The sequence below is a fragment of the Actinomycetota bacterium genome, assembly GCA_035759705.1.
GTDB lineage: Bacteria > Actinomycetota > CADDZG01 > JAHWKV01 > JAHWKV01 > JAJCYE01.
In genome coordinates this window covers 1-15,208 of the sequence record DASTUJ010000040.1, presented here as the reverse complement: position 1 = coordinate 15,208, position 15,208 = coordinate 1, and the positions used below count along the sequence as shown (strand labels likewise).

The 15,208-nt window shown below is 68.7% G+C and carries 17 protein-coding genes and 1 pseudogene; 12 read left to right on the top strand and 6 right to left on the bottom strand.

What is annotated here, in order from left to right; translation table 11 throughout:
• The first annotated feature begins 106 nt into the window (after positions 1–106).
• Together VFV09_02630 and VFV09_02625 are read left to right on the top strand one after the other, a co-directional pair.
• Positions 107–586 (top strand): annotated as a pseudogene (locus VFV09_02630) (erythromycin esterase family protein).
• On the top strand, positions 564–1,073 hold the full coding sequence (locus tag VFV09_02625; GenBank protein ID HEU4866600.1) for an erythromycin esterase family protein: 510 nt from the start codon (positions 564–566) through the stop codon (positions 1,071–1,073). Before VFV09_02630 ends, VFV09_02625 begins: the two are co-directional and overlap by 23 nt.
• Before the next feature lie 63 nt (positions 1,074–1,136).
• On the opposite strand, the gene VFV09_02620 is transcribed toward VFV09_02625, so the two are convergent.
• Positions 1,137–1,280 (bottom strand): hypothetical protein, encoded by a 144-nt coding sequence (locus VFV09_02620; protein ID HEU4866599.1) that lies wholly within the window; start codon positions 1,278–1,280, stop codon positions 1,137–1,139.
• 268 nt (positions 1,281–1,548) lie between these two features.
• On the opposite strand from VFV09_02620, the gene VFV09_02615 reads away from it, so the two are divergent.
• The 3 genes from VFV09_02615 to VFV09_02605 are packed head-to-tail and all read left to right on the top strand — an operon-like array spanning position 1,549 to position 4,615.
• Entirely contained in the window at positions 1,549–2,670 is a 1,122-nt protein-coding gene (locus VFV09_02615; protein HEU4866598.1) for a MoxR family ATPase, read from the top strand.
• An 8-nt stretch (positions 2,671–2,678) separates the two neighbouring features.
• Positions 2,679–3,674: a DUF58 domain-containing protein gene (locus VFV09_02610; protein ID HEU4866597.1), complete on the top strand. Its 996-nt coding sequence runs from the start codon at positions 2,679–2,681 to the stop codon at positions 3,672–3,674.
• Positions 3,671–4,615, top strand: a complete 945-nt coding sequence (locus VFV09_02605; GenBank protein ID HEU4866596.1) for a VWA domain-containing protein — start codon at positions 3,671–3,673, stop codon at positions 4,613–4,615. Before VFV09_02610 ends, VFV09_02605 begins: the two co-directional genes overlap by 4 nt.
• Positions 4,616–4,619: 4 nt before the next feature.
• On the opposite strand, the gene VFV09_02600 is transcribed toward VFV09_02605, so the two are convergent.
• A complete protein-coding gene (locus VFV09_02600; protein HEU4866595.1) occupies positions 4,620–4,979 on the bottom strand; it encodes a DUF1622 domain-containing protein in 360 nt (119 codons plus the stop codon).
• A 98-nt stretch (positions 4,980–5,077) separates the two neighbouring features.
• Here VFV09_02600 and VFV09_02595 point away from each other — a divergent pair, with 98 nt between their 5' ends.
• The 7 genes from VFV09_02595 to VFV09_02565 all read left to right on the top strand — a co-directional run bounded on the left by VFV09_02595 (position 5,078) and on the right by VFV09_02565 (position 12,383).
• On the top strand, positions 5,078–5,986 hold the full coding sequence (locus VFV09_02595; protein ID HEU4866594.1) for an ABC transporter substrate-binding protein: 909 nt from the start codon (positions 5,078–5,080) through the stop codon (positions 5,984–5,986).
• A 71-nt stretch (positions 5,987–6,057) separates the two neighbouring features.
• Entirely contained in the window at positions 6,058–7,053 is a 996-nt protein-coding gene (locus VFV09_02590) for an iron ABC transporter permease (GenBank protein ID HEU4866593.1), read from the top strand.
• Entirely contained in the window at positions 7,050–7,838 is a 789-nt protein-coding gene (locus VFV09_02585; GenBank protein HEU4866592.1) for an ABC transporter ATP-binding protein, read from the top strand. Before VFV09_02590 ends, VFV09_02585 begins: the two co-directional genes overlap by 4 nt.
• Before the next feature lie 31 nt (positions 7,839–7,869).
• Positions 7,870–8,631, top strand: coding sequence for a phosphosulfolactate synthase (locus tag VFV09_02580; GenBank protein HEU4866591.1), 762 nt, complete (start codon positions 7,870–7,872; stop codon positions 8,629–8,631).
• Positions 8,632–8,666: 35 nt separating this feature from the next.
• Positions 8,667–9,527 carry a hypothetical protein gene (locus VFV09_02575; GenBank protein HEU4866590.1) on the top strand — a complete coding sequence of 287 codons (861 nt, stop codon included), beginning with the start codon at positions 8,667–8,669 and terminating at the stop codon, positions 9,525–9,527.
• Positions 9,512–10,900, top strand: coding sequence for an adenylosuccinate lyase family protein (locus VFV09_02570; protein ID HEU4866589.1), 1,389 nt, complete (start codon positions 9,512–9,514; stop codon positions 10,898–10,900). The genes VFV09_02575 and VFV09_02570 overlap by 16 nt, the downstream gene beginning before the upstream one ends.
• Before the next feature lies 1 nt (position 10,901).
• A complete protein-coding gene (locus VFV09_02565; protein HEU4866588.1) occupies positions 10,902–12,383 on the top strand; it encodes an argininosuccinate lyase in 1,482 nt (493 codons plus the stop codon).
• Positions 12,384–12,390: 7 nt separating this feature from the next.
• Here the strand turns inward: VFV09_02565 and VFV09_02560 are convergent, their stop codons facing one another.
• From VFV09_02560 to VFV09_02545, 4 genes are all read right to left on the bottom strand, one after another.
• Positions 12,391–12,747 carry a hypothetical protein gene (locus tag VFV09_02560; GenBank protein ID HEU4866587.1) on the bottom strand — a complete coding sequence of 119 codons (357 nt, stop codon included), beginning with the start codon at positions 12,745–12,747 and terminating at the stop codon, positions 12,391–12,393.
• Between the two features lie 25 nt (positions 12,748–12,772).
• The gene (locus VFV09_02555; protein ID HEU4866586.1) at positions 12,773–13,174 is read right to left on the bottom strand and encodes an OsmC family protein; all 402 of its coding nucleotides are present in this window, start codon (positions 13,172–13,174) and stop codon (positions 12,773–12,775) included.
• Complete coding sequence (locus VFV09_02550; protein HEU4866585.1) at positions 13,164–14,708, bottom strand: protein FdrA; 1,545 nt, start codon at positions 14,706–14,708, stop codon at positions 13,164–13,166. Before VFV09_02550 ends, VFV09_02555 begins: the two co-directional genes overlap by 11 nt.
• A partial coding sequence (locus VFV09_02545; protein HEU4866584.1) for a carbamate kinase occupies positions 14,708–15,208 on the bottom strand: 501 nt, incomplete at its 5' end. The genes VFV09_02550 and VFV09_02545, both read right to left, overlap by 1 nt.

The following is a 15,208-nucleotide window of genomic DNA, read 5'->3' as shown; positions in this document are numbered from 1 at the left end:
TCCTCTCGGTCGGGTCGTGGTACCAGGACTTCTCGCAGACCACCGACGAGGAGGTCGAGAGGCTGATGGGCAAGGCCCTGGGGAGTCCGGCGTGAGCGACCAGGCTATGGAGGAGATCCGTGCCCTCGCCCGCCCTCTCGCATCGGGCTCAGACCTGGATCCGCTGCTCGACAGCATCGGCAGTTCCAGGTTTGTCCTGCTCGGGGAGGCGTCCCACGGAACCTCGGAGTACTACTCGTGGCGGGCGGATATCACCAGACGGCTCATCGCCGAGAAGGGGTTCTCCTTCGTCGCCGTGGAGGGCGACTGGCCCGACTGCTACCGGGTGAACCGCTGGGTCAAGCACCGATCGGACCACGGGCGGACCGCACGGGAAGTGCTGGGCGACTTCGAGCGCTGGCCGGCCTGGATGTGGGCCAACGAGGAGGTCGCTGCGTTCTTAGGCCGGCTGAGGAACCACAACCGCGCGTCGCGCCGCCCCGCCGGCTTCTATGGGCTGGACGTCTACTCGCTGTGGGAGTCGCTGGACACCGTGCTCGAGTACCTGAAGGCGGAGCATCCTGATGCGCTCGAAACGGCCAAGCAGGCAGTACGGTGCTTCGAGCCCTTCGGAGAGGACACGAGCAAGTACGCCCGGTCGGCCGGCATGGTGCCTGGGGCAGCTGGTCAGGGAACGCCATGCGGGCGACGGGGTGGTGCTGGTCGGGTTCGGCGGCCACCGCGGCACCGTGGCCGCGGCAGACTTGTGGGGCGAGACGCTGCGCCGAAAGACGATCCCCGAGGCGCCGGACGGCTCGCACGAGGACCTCCTCCACCGGGCCGTCGGGAAGCCGGCCCTGCTGGTTTTCCCCGCCGGCCGGCGCGGACCCTGGCTGTCGTCCAAGCGAGGTCACCGGGCGATCGGGGCCGTCTACAGTCCCGGGTACGAACGTTTCGGGACCTGGGTGCCGACGGTTATGGGCGACCGCTACGACGCCTTTTTGTACTTCGAGGAGACCCGGGCGCTGACACCGCTGCACCCGGAGCAACCGCAGCGGGAGGGCGAGCAGCAGACCTACCCCTGGTCGGCCTAGTTTGCGGTGACCAACAAAACGGCCCCACTCGGAGTGGGGCCGTTCTGTGGCTTGGGAGGTTTCCTAGGCCCCGACCTCGGGGGAACCCTCGGCGACCGTGGTGGTGGTGACGGGCTCGCCCTCCCCGACCTTGGGCAGCTCTTCAACCTCGCCGTCCTCGGTTTCGATCTCTACCTCTTCGTTGCTCACGATTGCGTCATCGGCCATTTGAGACTCCTTGCTTGGGTTGGGGTGTAGAGCGCGATTGCGCCCGATAGGGCTACCCCTGCAACTCCGCTTCAAAACGAGGGCCGTGGGGAATGCAAATGTGGTTTCTCAGGTTTATCTAATACGGCGCTGAGGTAGTCCTCAGGTCCGGCTGGTCCCCTCTAAGGGCGCAGCAACCATCCCGGTGGAGAGGCAACGCGGGATCGAACCGCCACCGGGCCATCCGGGCTGCGCCCAGGCGGTCCGGCAACCCGTTCAGGAGAGACGAATGAGCTCGCACAGCTGGAGACCTCCGGAAATCGAGAACACCAACCCGATTCACCCCGGAGCGTTCAACACCTCTCCCGCGTCCATCGAGGAGGCGGCGCGGGTCCTCGAGGTGGCCCGCTACGAGATCAAGAAGGTCATCGCCGGGCAGGACGAGATGCTTGAGAAGGTGATCACGGCGCTGATCGCCCGCGGCCACGTGCTCCTGGAGGGCGTTCCCGGCCTGGCCAAGACGCTCACCGTCCGCACCATCGCCCAGGTCTTCGGCGGGGTCTTCAAGCGCATCCAGTTCACCCCGGACCTGGTCCCGGCCGACCTGGTGGGAACCCGGGTGCTGGAGCCCGGGAACGCCACGTTCCGGGTGGAGCTGGGGCCGGTGTTCGCCAACTTCCTTTTGGCCGACGAGATCAACCGGGCGCCGGCCAAGGTGCAGTCGGCGCTCCTCGAGGTCATGCAGGAGCGGCAGGTCACCATCGGCGGCACGTCGTTCCCGGTGCCCGAGCCGTTCCTGACCCTGGCAACGCAGAACCCGATCGAGTCCGAGGGCACCTATCCCCTCCCGGAGGCGCAGCTCGACCGGTTCATGCTCAAGGTTCTCGTCGACTACCCCGAGTACCACGACGAGCTGACTGTGGTCGACCGGGCGATGCAGCCTCCGGCGCCTCCCAGCCAGGTGCTCAACCCCCAGGTCCTGAAGGGCGCCCAGGAGCTTGCAAAAAACGTCTACGTCGACCGGCGCCTGCGGGACTACTCGGTGAAGCTCGCCAGCGCCACCCGCCGGCCGAAGGACTTCAACCTGGACGAGATCGACCCGTACATCCAGTACGGGGCCAGCCCGAGGGCCCCGATCAACCTGATCCTGGCGGCCCGTGCGCTGGCCGTCCTCCGGGGCCGCGACTACCTGCTGCCCTCCGACGTCGAGCATCTGGCGCCCGACGTGCTGAGGCACCGGATCGTCCCCTCGTACCGCGCGCTGGCCGAAGGCATCTCGGTCGACGACATCCTGGCCCGGGTGCGGGAGAAGCTCCCCGTGCCCGGCGTGCAGACGCTCAACTACAACCGCCCGAGTTGGTCCATCATCGGCCGGGGCAAGACCGAGCCTCCGGCGAACGGCGAGGGCTGAGCAGCCCGATGCCGCCAACAAACGATCGGTTGCGGCGCCTGGGAACTCGGATCCGAATCGGCCCGGCTGCGCCGGCGGCGCAGTCCCGGGTGAAGCTGCCGTCGGCCGAACGGATCCTGCGGGAGATGGAGCTGCAGATAATCAAACGCCTGAGCGGGCTGAACACCGGCGTCCACCGCAGCCCGTTCCTGGGACAGGGAACCGAGCTCGCCGAGATCCGGGAGTACCTTCCGGGCGACGACATCCGGGCTATCGACTGGAACGTCACCGCACGGACCGGGCAGCCGCACGTTCGGACCTACGAGACCGAGCGCGATACCAGCGCCTTCTTCCTCATCGACCGGTCCGCTTCCATGGGGTTCGGCACTGCGGCCCAGACCAAGGAGGAGCTCCTGCAGCAGGTGGTCGCCGGGGTCTCGGCGATGATGCTGCGCCGGGGCGACCGGATCGGCGGGATGCTGTTTGGGGAGGCCCGCCTCGCGGCGATGAACTTCACTTCGGGCCGCCGGGCCGCCCTCCGGCTGCTGGAGCTGTTGAGCCAGATCAAGCCGGAGGAGGGCCGGGGAAGCCGGCTGGACCTGGCCCTGGACGAGGCAAACATGGTGGTGCGCCGCCCGTGCGTGGTCGTGGTCCTCTCCGACTGGCTCGGCGCCGGGTCGTGGCAGGAGCCGCTCACCCGCCTGGCGCACCGGCATGAGGTGATTGCCGTGGAGGTCGGCGACCCCCGGGAGGCGTTCATCCCGTCGGTCGGCCCGCTGATCCTGCAGGACCCGGAAACCGGCCGGCAGCTGGAGCTGGACACCTCACGGCCCGAGCTGATGGAGATGTACAAGGAGGCGGCCGAAAAGCAGATCAAGAAGCGGCAGGAAGACATCGGCGCTTCCGGGGCCCGCCACCTGGTGGTCTCCACCGACCGGGACTGGCTCTCGGACCTCACAACCTTCCTCGCCCGCAGGCGTCCGGGAGGCGCCTCGGCCTCCGCCGTCTCCTGGGCCTCCAAATGACCTTCATCACGCCGTGGGTCCTGTGGCTGCTCTTTCTGGTTCCGTTGCTCGGGGGCCTGTACCTGGTGCTCCAGCAGCGCCGGAAGTCGTACGCGGTCCGGTTCACCAACCTCGAGCTACTCGAGACGGTGGCGCCCAGACGCCCCGGCTGGCGGCGCCACGTTGCCCCAATCCTGTTCCTGATCACCCTGATCCTGCTCATAGGGGCGGCGGCGAGGCCGGTGGCTAGGATCAGGGTCCCCCGCGAGCAGGCGTCGATCATGTTGGTCATGGACGTCAGCGGCTCGATGGCGGCACGGGACCTCGACCCCAACCGGATCACTGCGGCCAAGCAGGCGGCCCAGGAGTTCGTCGACGAGCTGCCCGGGCGGATGCGGGTGGGCCTGGTGGCGTTCAACGACTACGCAAGCCTGGTCACGCCGCTCACCGCCGACAAGACGGTGGTCGACGAGGCGCTGGACAACCTGCGGGTCGCGGGCGGCACGGCGATGGGCGACGGCCTCGCCGTTGCAGTCGACCAGATCAAGCTCGAGCGGGAGGGCGGGCGCGACGTGCCCGCCACTATCCTGGTTCTGTCGGACGGCGAGACCAACCGGGGCGCCCCGCCGGTCCAGGCCGCTCAGGCGGCGGCGGAGATCCAGGTGCCGGTGTACTCCATTGGGGTCGGGACCGAAACGGGCGTGCTCTCACAGGCGGACGGGCAACTGGTGAGGATCCGGCTCAACCCGGAAGAGCTGCAGGCCGTCGCCCAAATGACCGGCGGCAGGTACTTCGAGTCCACCACCTCCGAGTCCCTGGAGGACGTATACGTCGGCATGGGGTCGTCCCTCGGGTTCCGGGAGGAGCGAAAGGAGTTGACCCCCCAGGTCGCAGGCCTGGCGGCGGTCTTCCTGGTTGCAGCCGCGGCCTTCAGCCTGCTGTGGTTCCAACGGCTGCCCTGAGGAGCTACTGCGCCGGCTGTTCTTCCTTCTGCCAGGGCCACCTGCCGGAGATCTCCATCTCCAGCGTGAAGCTCAGGAAGGTCCGGATGGCCACAATCGCCGCCAGCACGCCGACCGAGCGGAAGGAGGGAGTGACCGCCACGGTCCGGATTATGTCCCCGGCAACCAGCAGCTCCAGGCCGAGCAGGATCGAGCGGCCGACGGACACCCGGGCCCGGCGGTACAGCTCCGCCGGGTCGTCCCGGCGCCCCGCCATCCTGCCGAGGTATACGAGCAGTGCTCCGATCAGCCCGAGCACCATGACCGCGACCCCGGCGGTTTCCACGACCAGGCCTACCTTGCCTATAACCTCTTCGAAGTCCACCTCCGGTGCCTACCCTTTCGGGCGGGATCGAACCGCCGAAGGCGCTCCAACGTCGCTAGGATGGGCGCCACGTGGGATGCACCTGGAAGGAGGATCGGTTGGGCGCACCCTCGAAGGTCAGGCGGGTCACCCTGCTCGTTACCCTGGCACTCATCGCAGGAGGTTGCTCGGAGCCCCCGTCCACCTCCCAATCCGGCGAATCGTTCCCCGTGACGATCGAGGCGGGCAACAACCCCGTCAGGGTGCCCCGGCGCCCTGAGCGAATCGTCTCCCTCTCACCAACCGCCACCGAGATCCTGTTCGCCATCGGGGCCGGTCCCCAGGTGGTTGCCGTGGACGAGGCGTCAAGCTACCCGGTGGAGGCGCCCCGAACCGAACTCTCCGGGTACACGCCCAACATCGAGGCGCTTGCCTCCTACCGTCCCGACCTCGTCGTGTACTCGAGCGACCCGGGCGAACTACGGGACGCGCTGAACACGCTGGGGACGCCGGCGCTCCTTCAGCCTGCTGCCGAGCGGCTGGAGGACGCATACCGCCAGATCGCACAACTCGGGACGGCCACCGGGCGGAGGGCGGAATCATCGAGGCTGGTCGAGTCGATGAAGGAACGGATCGCAGCGATCACGGAGTCGGCTGCGGAGCCGGAGTCGAGCTACTACCACGAACTCGACGAGGGTTACTACACCGCCACCTCGAAGACGTTCATCGGTGAGGTCTACGGGCTGCTGGGACTGAAGAACATCGCCGACGCAGCGGGAACGGGCTACGTTCAACTCTCCGGGGAATTCATCGTCCAGGCAAACCCCGACCTGATCTTCCTGGCGGATGCCCGCTGTTGTGGTCAATCGGCCGCTACCGTGGCGGCCCGGCCCGGGTGGGACCAGATCGACGCGGTCGAGAAAGGCGCCGTGTTCCCGTTGGACGACGACATCGCCTCCCGGTGGGGCCCCCGCACCGTCGACTTTCTTCAGGCCATCGCCGAAAGCCTGGAGCCGGGGCGCCCGTGATAGCGCTGCGCCGGCCCCGGCCGGCTGTCGCCGGTGAGCCTGCGGTCGCCGCCACCGTCCTTCCGGGTCGCCTGCTTGTGCTGTCGATCGTGTGCCTGCTGGCGGCCGTCGCTGCGGGGGCGGCAGTAGGGCCGGTGGCGATATCGCCGGGCAGGATCCTGTCGGACGTCGCCGCCCGCCTGCCGCTTCTCGAGACGGGCACCCGCCTCTCCGAGCGGGACGCCGCCATCCTCTGGCAGCTCCGGATGCCCCGTGTCCTCCTCGCGACACTCGTCGGAGCAATGCTGGCGGCCTCGGGCGCCGCCTACCAGGGAGTCTTCCGGAACCCGCTTGCCGACCCGTACCTGTTGGGGGCGGCGTCGGGGGCGGCGCTCGGGGCAACGCTGGTCATCGCCCTCGGCCCCGGCACGGGTGGGATGGTGCCGCCGGCCGCTTTCGCCGGGGCGCTTCTGGGAGTCGGGCTGGCGTACCTCCTGGGCCGCTCGGCGGGGGGCGGTTCCGGCGCGGTGACCCTGATCCTTGCCGGTGTGGCCGTAGCCTCGTTCCTCACTGCGCTTCAGACCTTCGTCCAGCAACGCGACCAGGACACGTTCCGGGGCGTCTACCGGTGGGTCCTCGGCGGCCTGGCCACCTCGGGGTGGAGGGACGTGCGGTTGATTCTTCCGTACGTCGTCGTGAGCTCGGTGGTCCTGCTGCTGCACCGCCGGCTGCTGGACGTGATGAGCGTCGGGGACTCGGAAGCGGGCAGCCTCGGCGTTCCGGCCCGGCGGGTGCGGCTCTGGGTAATCGCCGCCGCCACCCTCGGGACGGCCGCAGCGGTCGCCGCCGGGGGGTTGATCGGGTTCGTCGGCATCATCGTCCCCCACTCGGTCCGCCTGGTGGCCGGCAGCAGCTACCGCCTGGTCCTCCCGCTCTCGCTGGTCTTCGGCGCCGCCTTTCTGGTCCTGGCCGACCTGCTGGCCCGGACCGTCCTCTCCCCGGCCGAGCTGCCCCTCGGCGTGGTCACCGCGTTCTTCGGGGCGCCGTTTTTTGCCGTCCTCCTTCGTTCGGGGGTGCGCAGCCGGTGATCGAGCTCAGGGGTCTGTCGGTCGAGTTGGGAGGCGCCCCGGTGCTGGCCGGCATCGACCTGGAGGTCGCAGCGGGGACCTGGACGTCGGTGATCGGCCCGAACGGCAGCGGTAAGACGACCCTGCTCGGGGCAGTCGCCGGGCTACTCCCCTACTCAGGAGAGGTTCTGCTCGACGGCGTGTCTACCGGCTCGATCACCCGGCGGGACCTGGCGAAGCTGGTCGCCTACGTCCCTCAGGACCCGGTGGTCCCGCCGGAGATGCCGGTCAAGGACTACGTCCTGCTCGGGCGGACCCCTTACATCCCGTACCTTGCGACCGAAGGCCGGCACGACCGTGCGGTGGCGGCCTCGGTGCTGGAGGCGGCAGGCCTGGAGCTGTTCACCAACCGAAAGCTGGGGTCGCTGTCCGGCGGGGAGCAGCAGCGGGCGATCGTCGCCCGTGCCCTGGCGCAGGAGGCCCCGGTACTTCTCCTCGACGAGCCGACCACAGGGATGGACATCGGATACCAGCAGCAGATCCTCGAGCTGGTTCACTCACTCCGGGCAGAACGGGGGCTTACCGTCCTCTCGGCCATCCACGACCTGACTCTGGCCGGCCAGTTCTCCGACCGCCTGCTGCTGATCGACTCCGGACGCACCTGCGCCGCCGGGCTCCCGAAGGAGGTCCTGACCGAGGAGCTGATCCTCAAGCACTACGGGACGCCGGTCCGGATCGTGCACGAGCCGGGCGAAGGAATCGCCGTTATCCCCCGGCGGTTGGGTGGTCGCGGTGATACCGTTTAAACTTTAGTAGTACTGCCATTTCCTATAGGAGATGAACGTGCCCAACTTTCTGAAGCTACCGTCCCGGGAGAAAAAACCGAGGTCCACCGGCTTCACCCACGTGCTCGACAAGGGCATGCATCTGGACGACCTCGCCGGCTTCATCGACAGCGCCGGTGACTTCATCGACTTCTGGAAGTTCGGCTGGGGAACCGGTTACATCGACCCCGTGATCGGAAAGAAAGTCGAGGCGCTCGGCGGCCAGGGCATCCGGGCCTGTTTGGGCGGGACGCTTCTCGAGGTCGCCTGGTCCCAGGGCAAGGAGGACGAGTACCTGGCGTGGGCGGCCGACATCGGGCTCCCCTGCGTCGAGGTCTCCAACGGCGCCCTGGACATGCCGGTGCCCGAAAAGCGTCGCCTGATCTCCAAAGCCGCCGAACATTTCGAGGTCTTTTCGGAGGTCGGCTCCAAGGACCCAACCGCTGCGGTATCCGCCTCGGAGTGGGCCGAGCAGGCGGCGGGCGACATCGCGGCCGGTGCCTCCTGGGTGCTCGGCGAGGGACGCGAAACCGGGTCGGTGGGCCTCTATACCTCCGAGGGCAAGGTCCGGGAGGATGTCGTCGAGGCCATGGTGACCGCCGTAGGCGCCGGCAAGGTCATATTCGAGGCCCCCCGTCGCTCCCAGCAAGCCTGGTTGATCCGGCGATTCGGCCCCGACGTAAACCTCGGTAACGTGATCCCGGCCGAGGTTCTGGGGCTGGAGACCCTCCGCCTTGGGCTGCGGGCAGACACGATTGGTACCTTCGTCAAATGACAAACTTCACCCCCGGTCGCTACCGGGGAGTCAGTGTGAGCGACTTGGACTTCCCGCTGGAGCCCGCACGCCTGATCGAACACTTCACCGGCCGTGAGGCCTACCGGACGACCGAGTTCATAGTCGCCCGGAACGGCGACCAGACCGCCCTCCTCAGGGTACGCAAGGACGACGGCCCCGAGCTTTTCCTGAAAATACGGAACGTGGAGGTCCTGGCGGCTCCCGACGACTGCGCCTTGGTACACGCGCCCGACGCCGACACCGGAGTCCCCTCCGACCTGGCCCGGGTGGCCGCAGAGATGGCCCCGGGCAAACGGTGCGTGGTCGTCCACGGGCTGTACGAGCACATCAACTTCATCCTCGACCCCGCCGCCATCCCCGTACGGGTGGTGGACGTCTCTCCCCCGTCGCCGCCCAAGCTCCTCGACCAGGTGCGGCGGGTCCTGTCGACCGCCGAGGGGCTGGCCCCGGTCGAACTGCAGCCGGAGATCACAGATCTCGTCGCCCTGGCCTCCCAGATACCGTCGGAGCACTACCTGTACCCGTGCCGGGGCTCGGGGGCCGCCCCCGCGGGCGCCATGGTTTCCTACCTCGACCAGCGGCCGGCGGAACGGGACTGGACGCTGGTCGGCTGCGCCCGGTCCCGTCAGATCCACTCATGGTTCTACGGGTCGGAGCCCCCGAACATCGACTTCTGTCCCCGCAAGCTGGCCGCACTCCCGCGGGAGGACGGGGAGGAGGTCCCTCCGACGCTCACCAAGTGCTGCCTGCTGGAGACCGGCTTCGAGCTGACAGGCACCACGGTCACCGTCCCGTGGGGGGCCTCCCTGGCCGAGGTCTACGACGCCTTGAAGGCGCTGGTCGACGCGATTGAACCGGCGTGGGCTCCCGAATAACCGACTCGGCCCTCTACGGCCACCTGTGGGGAACCGACGAGCTGCGGGCGAGCTTCGACGAAACCGCCCGCATCCAGAGCTGGCTGGAGATTCTCGCCGAACTGGCCGGCGCCCAGGCAGAGCTCGGCCTGATCCCGGAGGAGGCTGCTGAGGCGATCGCCGGCTCGGCGCGGGTCGAACTGCTGGACATGGACCTGGTGGTGCGGGAGACCCGGGCCACCGGCCACTCTACCCTCGGGCTTATCCGGGGGCTGCAAGGGGTCCTCCCGGCCGAGGCCCGGGAGTGGGTCTACTACGGGGCCACCGTCCAGGACCTCACCGACACCTGGACCGCGCTGACCATGAAGCGGGTAGGGGGGATCGTGTGGCGGGACCTGCGGCTGGTAGAGGCGTCCCTGCTCGACCTGGCCGAAGCCCACGGCGACACCGTCATGGCCGGCCGGACCCACGGCCAGATCGGCTCCCCCATCACCTTCGGCTTCAAGGCGGCCGGCTGGGCCGACGAGGCGCGCCGGCACCTGGACCGGCTCCGGGAACTCCCGGGCCGCTGCCTGGCAGGACAGTTGGGCGGTGGGGTCGGTTCCCTGGCCTTCTTCGGCGACCAGGGCATCGACCTACGCCGCCGGTTCTGCGAGCGGCTGGGGCTGGCCGACCCGGGGATCTCCTGGACGTCGTCGCGGGACCGCGTCCAAGAGTTTGCGCACCTACTGGCGCTGGTGGCGTCTACCCTCGGGCGGATCGGCAACGAGGTCTACGAGCTTCAGCGCCCCGAGATCGCAGAGCTCCGGGAGCCTGCTGGGGAGGCCGGGGTCGGCAGCATCACGATGCCCCACAAGCGCAATCCCGAACTGTCGGAGCACCTGGTCACCCTGGCCCGTCTGGCGCGGTCCTCGGCAGCCGTGATCCTCGAGGGGACCGTCACCGAGCACGAACGCGACGGCCGGGCGTGGAAGGCGGAGTGGGTGGCGTTACCGGAAGTCTGCCTCCTGACGGGGACGGCCCTGCAGTTCGCCTTGAAGATACTCGGCGGGCTGGAGGTCAACGAAGCCGCCATGCGCCGCAACCTGGACGGCTGGGAGGTCTCGGAGCGGGCGCTGTCGCTGCTGTCCCCCGTCCTGGGCAAACACACCGCCCAGGCCGAGCTGCAGACGGCCCTGGCGGACGGCAGGCGGAAAGGCCTGTCGATCAAAGAGTCCCTCGCAGACCTGCTCGGCGAACACCTGACAACCGAGGCGGCCGATTCCCTTTTCGGCCCCGCCGACACCGGCCTCTGCGCCCAGATGGCGGACGAAGTTGTCGCCCGGTGCCGCAGGGAGCGTGCAGACGAAACCGACGAATGGCCCGACAACCGTAAGGAGCCCGACATTGCGTGAAGTGTCAATGGGATACCCCACCGAGGGCCCCGCCCCGGAGTTGATAGAGGCCGGCTTTGCGATCGAGGTGGCCGACGCCCCGTTCCTCCACGAGGGCTACAACCTGGCCGACATGGCGCACGTCCTGGCTCTCATCGAATCCGGGATCATCCCGTCCAAGGCCGCCGCCCGGCTGCTGAAACTTCTGCTCGAGGTCCAGGAGATCCCGGCCGACGAGTTCCCTTACGACCCGCTATACGGCGACCCATACAACTGCCGGGAAAGGTACTTCGTCCAGCAGATCGGCGACGACGCCGGCTGGCTGCACGCCGGGCGCCCCCGCCGGGAGGCCGGCCGGGTCGCCCTGCGGCTGTGGCTGCGCAGCGTCGTCACCGGTCTGGCGGTCGACGCGGCCGGATTTGTCGAGAAGACCGCCGGCGTCGCCGAGAGGCACGCCGAGACCGTCATGCCGGATCAGACCTACCTGCAGCAGGCACAGCCGTCGACCTTCGGCCACTACGTCCTGACCTTCGCCTACCCGGCCCTCCGGGACGGCACCCGCCTGGTCCCGGGCGCCGACTGGGTCAACCAGAGTCCCGGCGGCGCCGGGTGTGTGAACGGCAGCAGGCTGAACCCCAACCGCCCCCGGATCGCCGAGCTTCTCGGGTTCGACGGGGTCATCGAGCACACCCGTGACGCCATGTGGCAGACCGACACGCTCGTCCACCTCCTGGCCACCGCCACCAGCCTGGTGACCGGCCTCAGCAAGCTCGCCGAGGACCTCGAGATCTGGGACAGCCAGGAGTTCGACTTCGTCGACCTGGCCGAGGCTTACACCCGCTCCAGCGTGCTGATGCCCCAAAAGCGCAATCCGTACGCGCTGTCGATCGTCCGCGGTGCGGCCGGGGTCCTGATCGGTAGGCTGGCGGGCCTCCTGGCGGTGGTCAAGACGCCTTCGGCCCGGACCGACAACCTGATCTTCGCCTACGGCGAGGTCCCCAGGTCGCTCGACCTGGCGGCCCGGGTCACCCGCCTGATGGGTGGAGTCGTGGCGACCTTGAAGGTCCGCCCGGAGCGGATGTGGGAGTCGCTGGTGGGCGGCTTCTCCCAGGCAACCGACCTGGCGGAGTACGTGATGCAGACCTGCGAGGTGGACTACCGCACCGCATACCGGGTGGTCGGCACGACGGTTAGGGATGCCGCCCAGAAGGGCCTGAGGGGCATCGACCTGACCGGCCAGATGCTCGACGAGGCGGCGACCCGGGAGATCGGCCGGCCGCTCGGCCTTGCCGACCGGGACCTGGACGACGTGCTGGACCCACGGAAGATCGCCTTCGGGCGGACCTCACCGGGCGGGGCGGCGCCTCCGATCGTCAGGGAGATGGCGGGCAACTGCCGGGTGGAGGCCCACCAGCTGGAGGAGGAGGCCAGGCAGCGCCAGGCCCGCTACCGGGAGGCGGAGACGCGCCTGCTGGAGCTAGCCCGGGAAACGGCCGGCAAGTAGCGCTGAGTCAGGCCGCCGGCGATCCGTTCCGGGGCACCAGACCGTACGCCTGAAGGAGATCGCCGAGCGGAATCGGGTCCAGGTACTGAGCAGTCATCTTCTCCTTGACCCTCTCGGCCGGGACCATCAGCGGCGTGTCGGAGATCTGGCTGAAGATATGGGCCAGGTCGCCCAGGTCCATACCCTTCGTTCGAACGACTACCCGCTCATCGGATGCGACCCTCGCTTTTAGCATTATCGGTTCGTCGGTGCAGCTGCAGATGCAGGTTCTGGTGTTCTCGAACCAGATGCAGGTGCAGTTGGAAGAACCGCTGCACGATGGGGACGACTCGCAGGTGCAGTCGCCGGCTTCAAAATCCGCCATGGTGCCTCCTTCTCGTCGGACTACCTCATCCTGGCGCTTCGCTGATCACGTAATCAAGCTTCACGTTGCTGTTCAAGGTGTTCGACACGTAACACCAGGTGATCGCCTTGTCGACGAACTTCTGAAGCTCCTCCCGGGGGTGGCTGGAGACGACCTCGACCTTGATCTCGGCGAAGCGGAGGCCTTCGTAGGTACCGGTCGTCGTCACCGCCAGGTCGGGCAGCTCGACGCTGCGTTTCTTCGCTGCGTGGTAGACCGCCATGGTGAAACAGGAGCCGAGGGCCGCCAGGAACAGGTCGGTCGGCGCCGGACCGGTGTCGGTCCCGCCGTCTTCGGGCGGCTCGTCGGCGATGATCTCGAACTTCCTCACCGGGATCCGGCAGCGGTAGCCGCCCTCCCAGTAGGTCGTGATGACCTTATCCCCCAAAATTTTGCCCCACGAGCTCCGGCTTCCGAAGGGCGATCGCCGCTGCGGCCAGCGACGCCCGGGCGTTGGTAGCGGCCACCGTGCAGCCGGCCTCCCGCAGGGTCGCCCTCTGCTGGTCGTAGCCCTGGGGGTCCTGGTCGGTTCCCAGAACGTACGCCACCACCTGGGCGCCCGTCCCCACGATCTCGGCGCACACCGGCGCCAGCTGCCCGGCCGGGTCGGCGTGGGCGCCGTAGCCCAGGACTACGTCGATGAGCACCGCCGCCAGCCGGTCGTCCTCCGCCGCCTCCCGCAGCCACTCGATCCGGGCTTCCGGGTCGATCATCGGATGGGGCCGCCCCTTCGTGTACTCCTCCTCCCCCAGGTCCAGGAAGACGTGGCTGCCCGGGGGCGCCGGCACCTTCAGCTTCTTGTCCAGCGGGGTGTTGGACCAGATCGGCCCCAGGATGTCCGACAGGATCACCAGCGACTCGTAGCAGAGCGTGCCGCCGGAAAACAGACCCCGTACCAGCGTGCGTTCCTCCGGCAGCCCGGCGATCGCCGACTCGACGTCCGCCGCCAGCCCCTCGGTCAGGTTGGGCGCCTTCTTGCCCAGGCCCTCCAGCGTCCGGACGACGCCCTCCTCGAGCGTGGTCACCACCGTGACCCCCTCCGGGAGGTCCATCTTCGACTTCAGCCCGACCATCGAAGCCACCATCGGGGTGTCCCCGGCCAGCTTCACCACGTCCTTGGCCACCCGCTCCGCCGGGGGCTTGGAGACGAGCAGGATCGCATCCGTGCCCGGGTCCTCCCGCATGGCGGCCACCGCCAGCTTGGCCATCCGGCCGTCGACGTCCTCGCTCAGGTCCCGGCCCCCCAGCCCGATGACGTGCGAGACCCCCACGCCCCACCGGTCAAGAAGCGTCATGGCCTCCTGGGCGCCGGTCCCCGCGGCGGCAATCACGCCGACCCTCCCAGGCTTGACGACGTTGGCGAAGCCCAGACCGGTGCCGCCCAGCATGGCGGTGCCGGCGCCGGGGCCCATCACCAGCTTGCCCAGCTCGGTGGCCCGCTCCTTCAGCTCGACCTCGTCGGCCACCGACACGTTGTCGCTGAACAGCAGGACGTGCAGACCGGCGGAAAGCGCTTTGTGCGCTTCGAAGGCCGCATAGTCGCCCGGCACCGAGACGATGGCGACGTTGGTGCCGGCCTGAAGATCGATCGCCTCTTCGAGCGACCGGGGCTGCCGGGCCTCCGCCGCCTCGCCGCCGCCCCCCGAAGGAGCGGAGAACAGCCGGCCCTCACCCTCATTCATCGCCTCCTCGGCTGCTTCGTCGTTCTCGGCGTCGACCGCCGTGAACAGGTCGTTGGCCCCAGCCCCGCCGAGGTCGGCCTTGTCGAATCCCTTGCCCGTCAGGGTCTCGACGTTCGCGGGCGTCGCCATCGCAGCGGCCGCCCAGTTCACCCCGTCCAGCTCGAGCATCGCCCGGGTGGCCGCCATCTGCAGCACCGAGTCGACGTACTTGTCGTTGAAGACCTTCACCCGGCGGGCCATCAGACGCCCGCAATCAGAGGCTTGACCCGCACGATCTTGGTCCCGGTCTGACCCTCCAGCTCGGTTACCCCCTCCTTGAGCGAGGCGTAGACCAGTTCGGGCGACGTGATCACCGCCTGCTCCCCGCCGCTGCGCAGGAAGCGGATGGCCGCCCGCACCTTCGGGCCCATGCTGCCCTCGGGGAACTGGCCGGTTTCCAGGTGCTCCTCCGCCTCGGTGACCGCCATCTCGTGGATCGGCTTCTGCTCCGGCGTTCCGTAGTTCAGCAGCACCGTGTCGACACCGGTAACGAGCACCAGGGCTTCCGCCGGGATCGAGTTGGCCAGCACCTGGGCGGCGTAGTCCTTGTCGATGACTGCGTCGATGCCGCCGAACCCCGACGCGTAGCGCACCACCGGCACCCCGCCGCCCCCGGCCGCAACCACGACCTGCCCCTGCTCGACCAAAGCGCGGATGGCGGCGGCTTCCAGGATCGCCACCGGCTCCGGCGACGGCACGAC

Coding starts and splice junctions, on each gene's coding strand:
- VFV09_02625 (HEU4866600.1), top strand. CDS start 564: ATGCGCTCGAAACGGCCAAGCAGGCAGTACGGTGCTTCGAGCCCTTCG.
- VFV09_02620 (HEU4866599.1), bottom strand. CDS start 1,280: ATGGCCGATGACGCAATCGTGAGCAACGAAGAGGTAGAGATCGAAACC.
- VFV09_02615 (HEU4866598.1), top strand. CDS start 1,549: ATGAGCTCGCACAGCTGGAGACCTCCGGAAATCGAGAACACCAACCCG.
- VFV09_02610 (HEU4866597.1), top strand. CDS start 2,679: ATGCCGCCAACAAACGATCGGTTGCGGCGCCTGGGAACTCGGATCCGA.
- VFV09_02605 (HEU4866596.1), top strand. CDS start 3,671: ATGACCTTCATCACGCCGTGGGTCCTGTGGCTGCTCTTTCTGGTTCCG.
- VFV09_02580 (HEU4866591.1), top strand. CDS start 7,870: ATGAACGTGCCCAACTTTCTGAAGCTACCGTCCCGGGAGAAAAAACCG.
- VFV09_02560 (HEU4866587.1), bottom strand. CDS start 12,747: ATGGCGGATTTTGAAGCCGGCGACTGCACCTGCGAGTCGTCCCCATCG.
- VFV09_02550 (HEU4866585.1), bottom strand. CDS start 14,708: ATGGCCCGCCGGGTGAAGGTCTTCAACGACAAGTACGTCGACTCGGTG.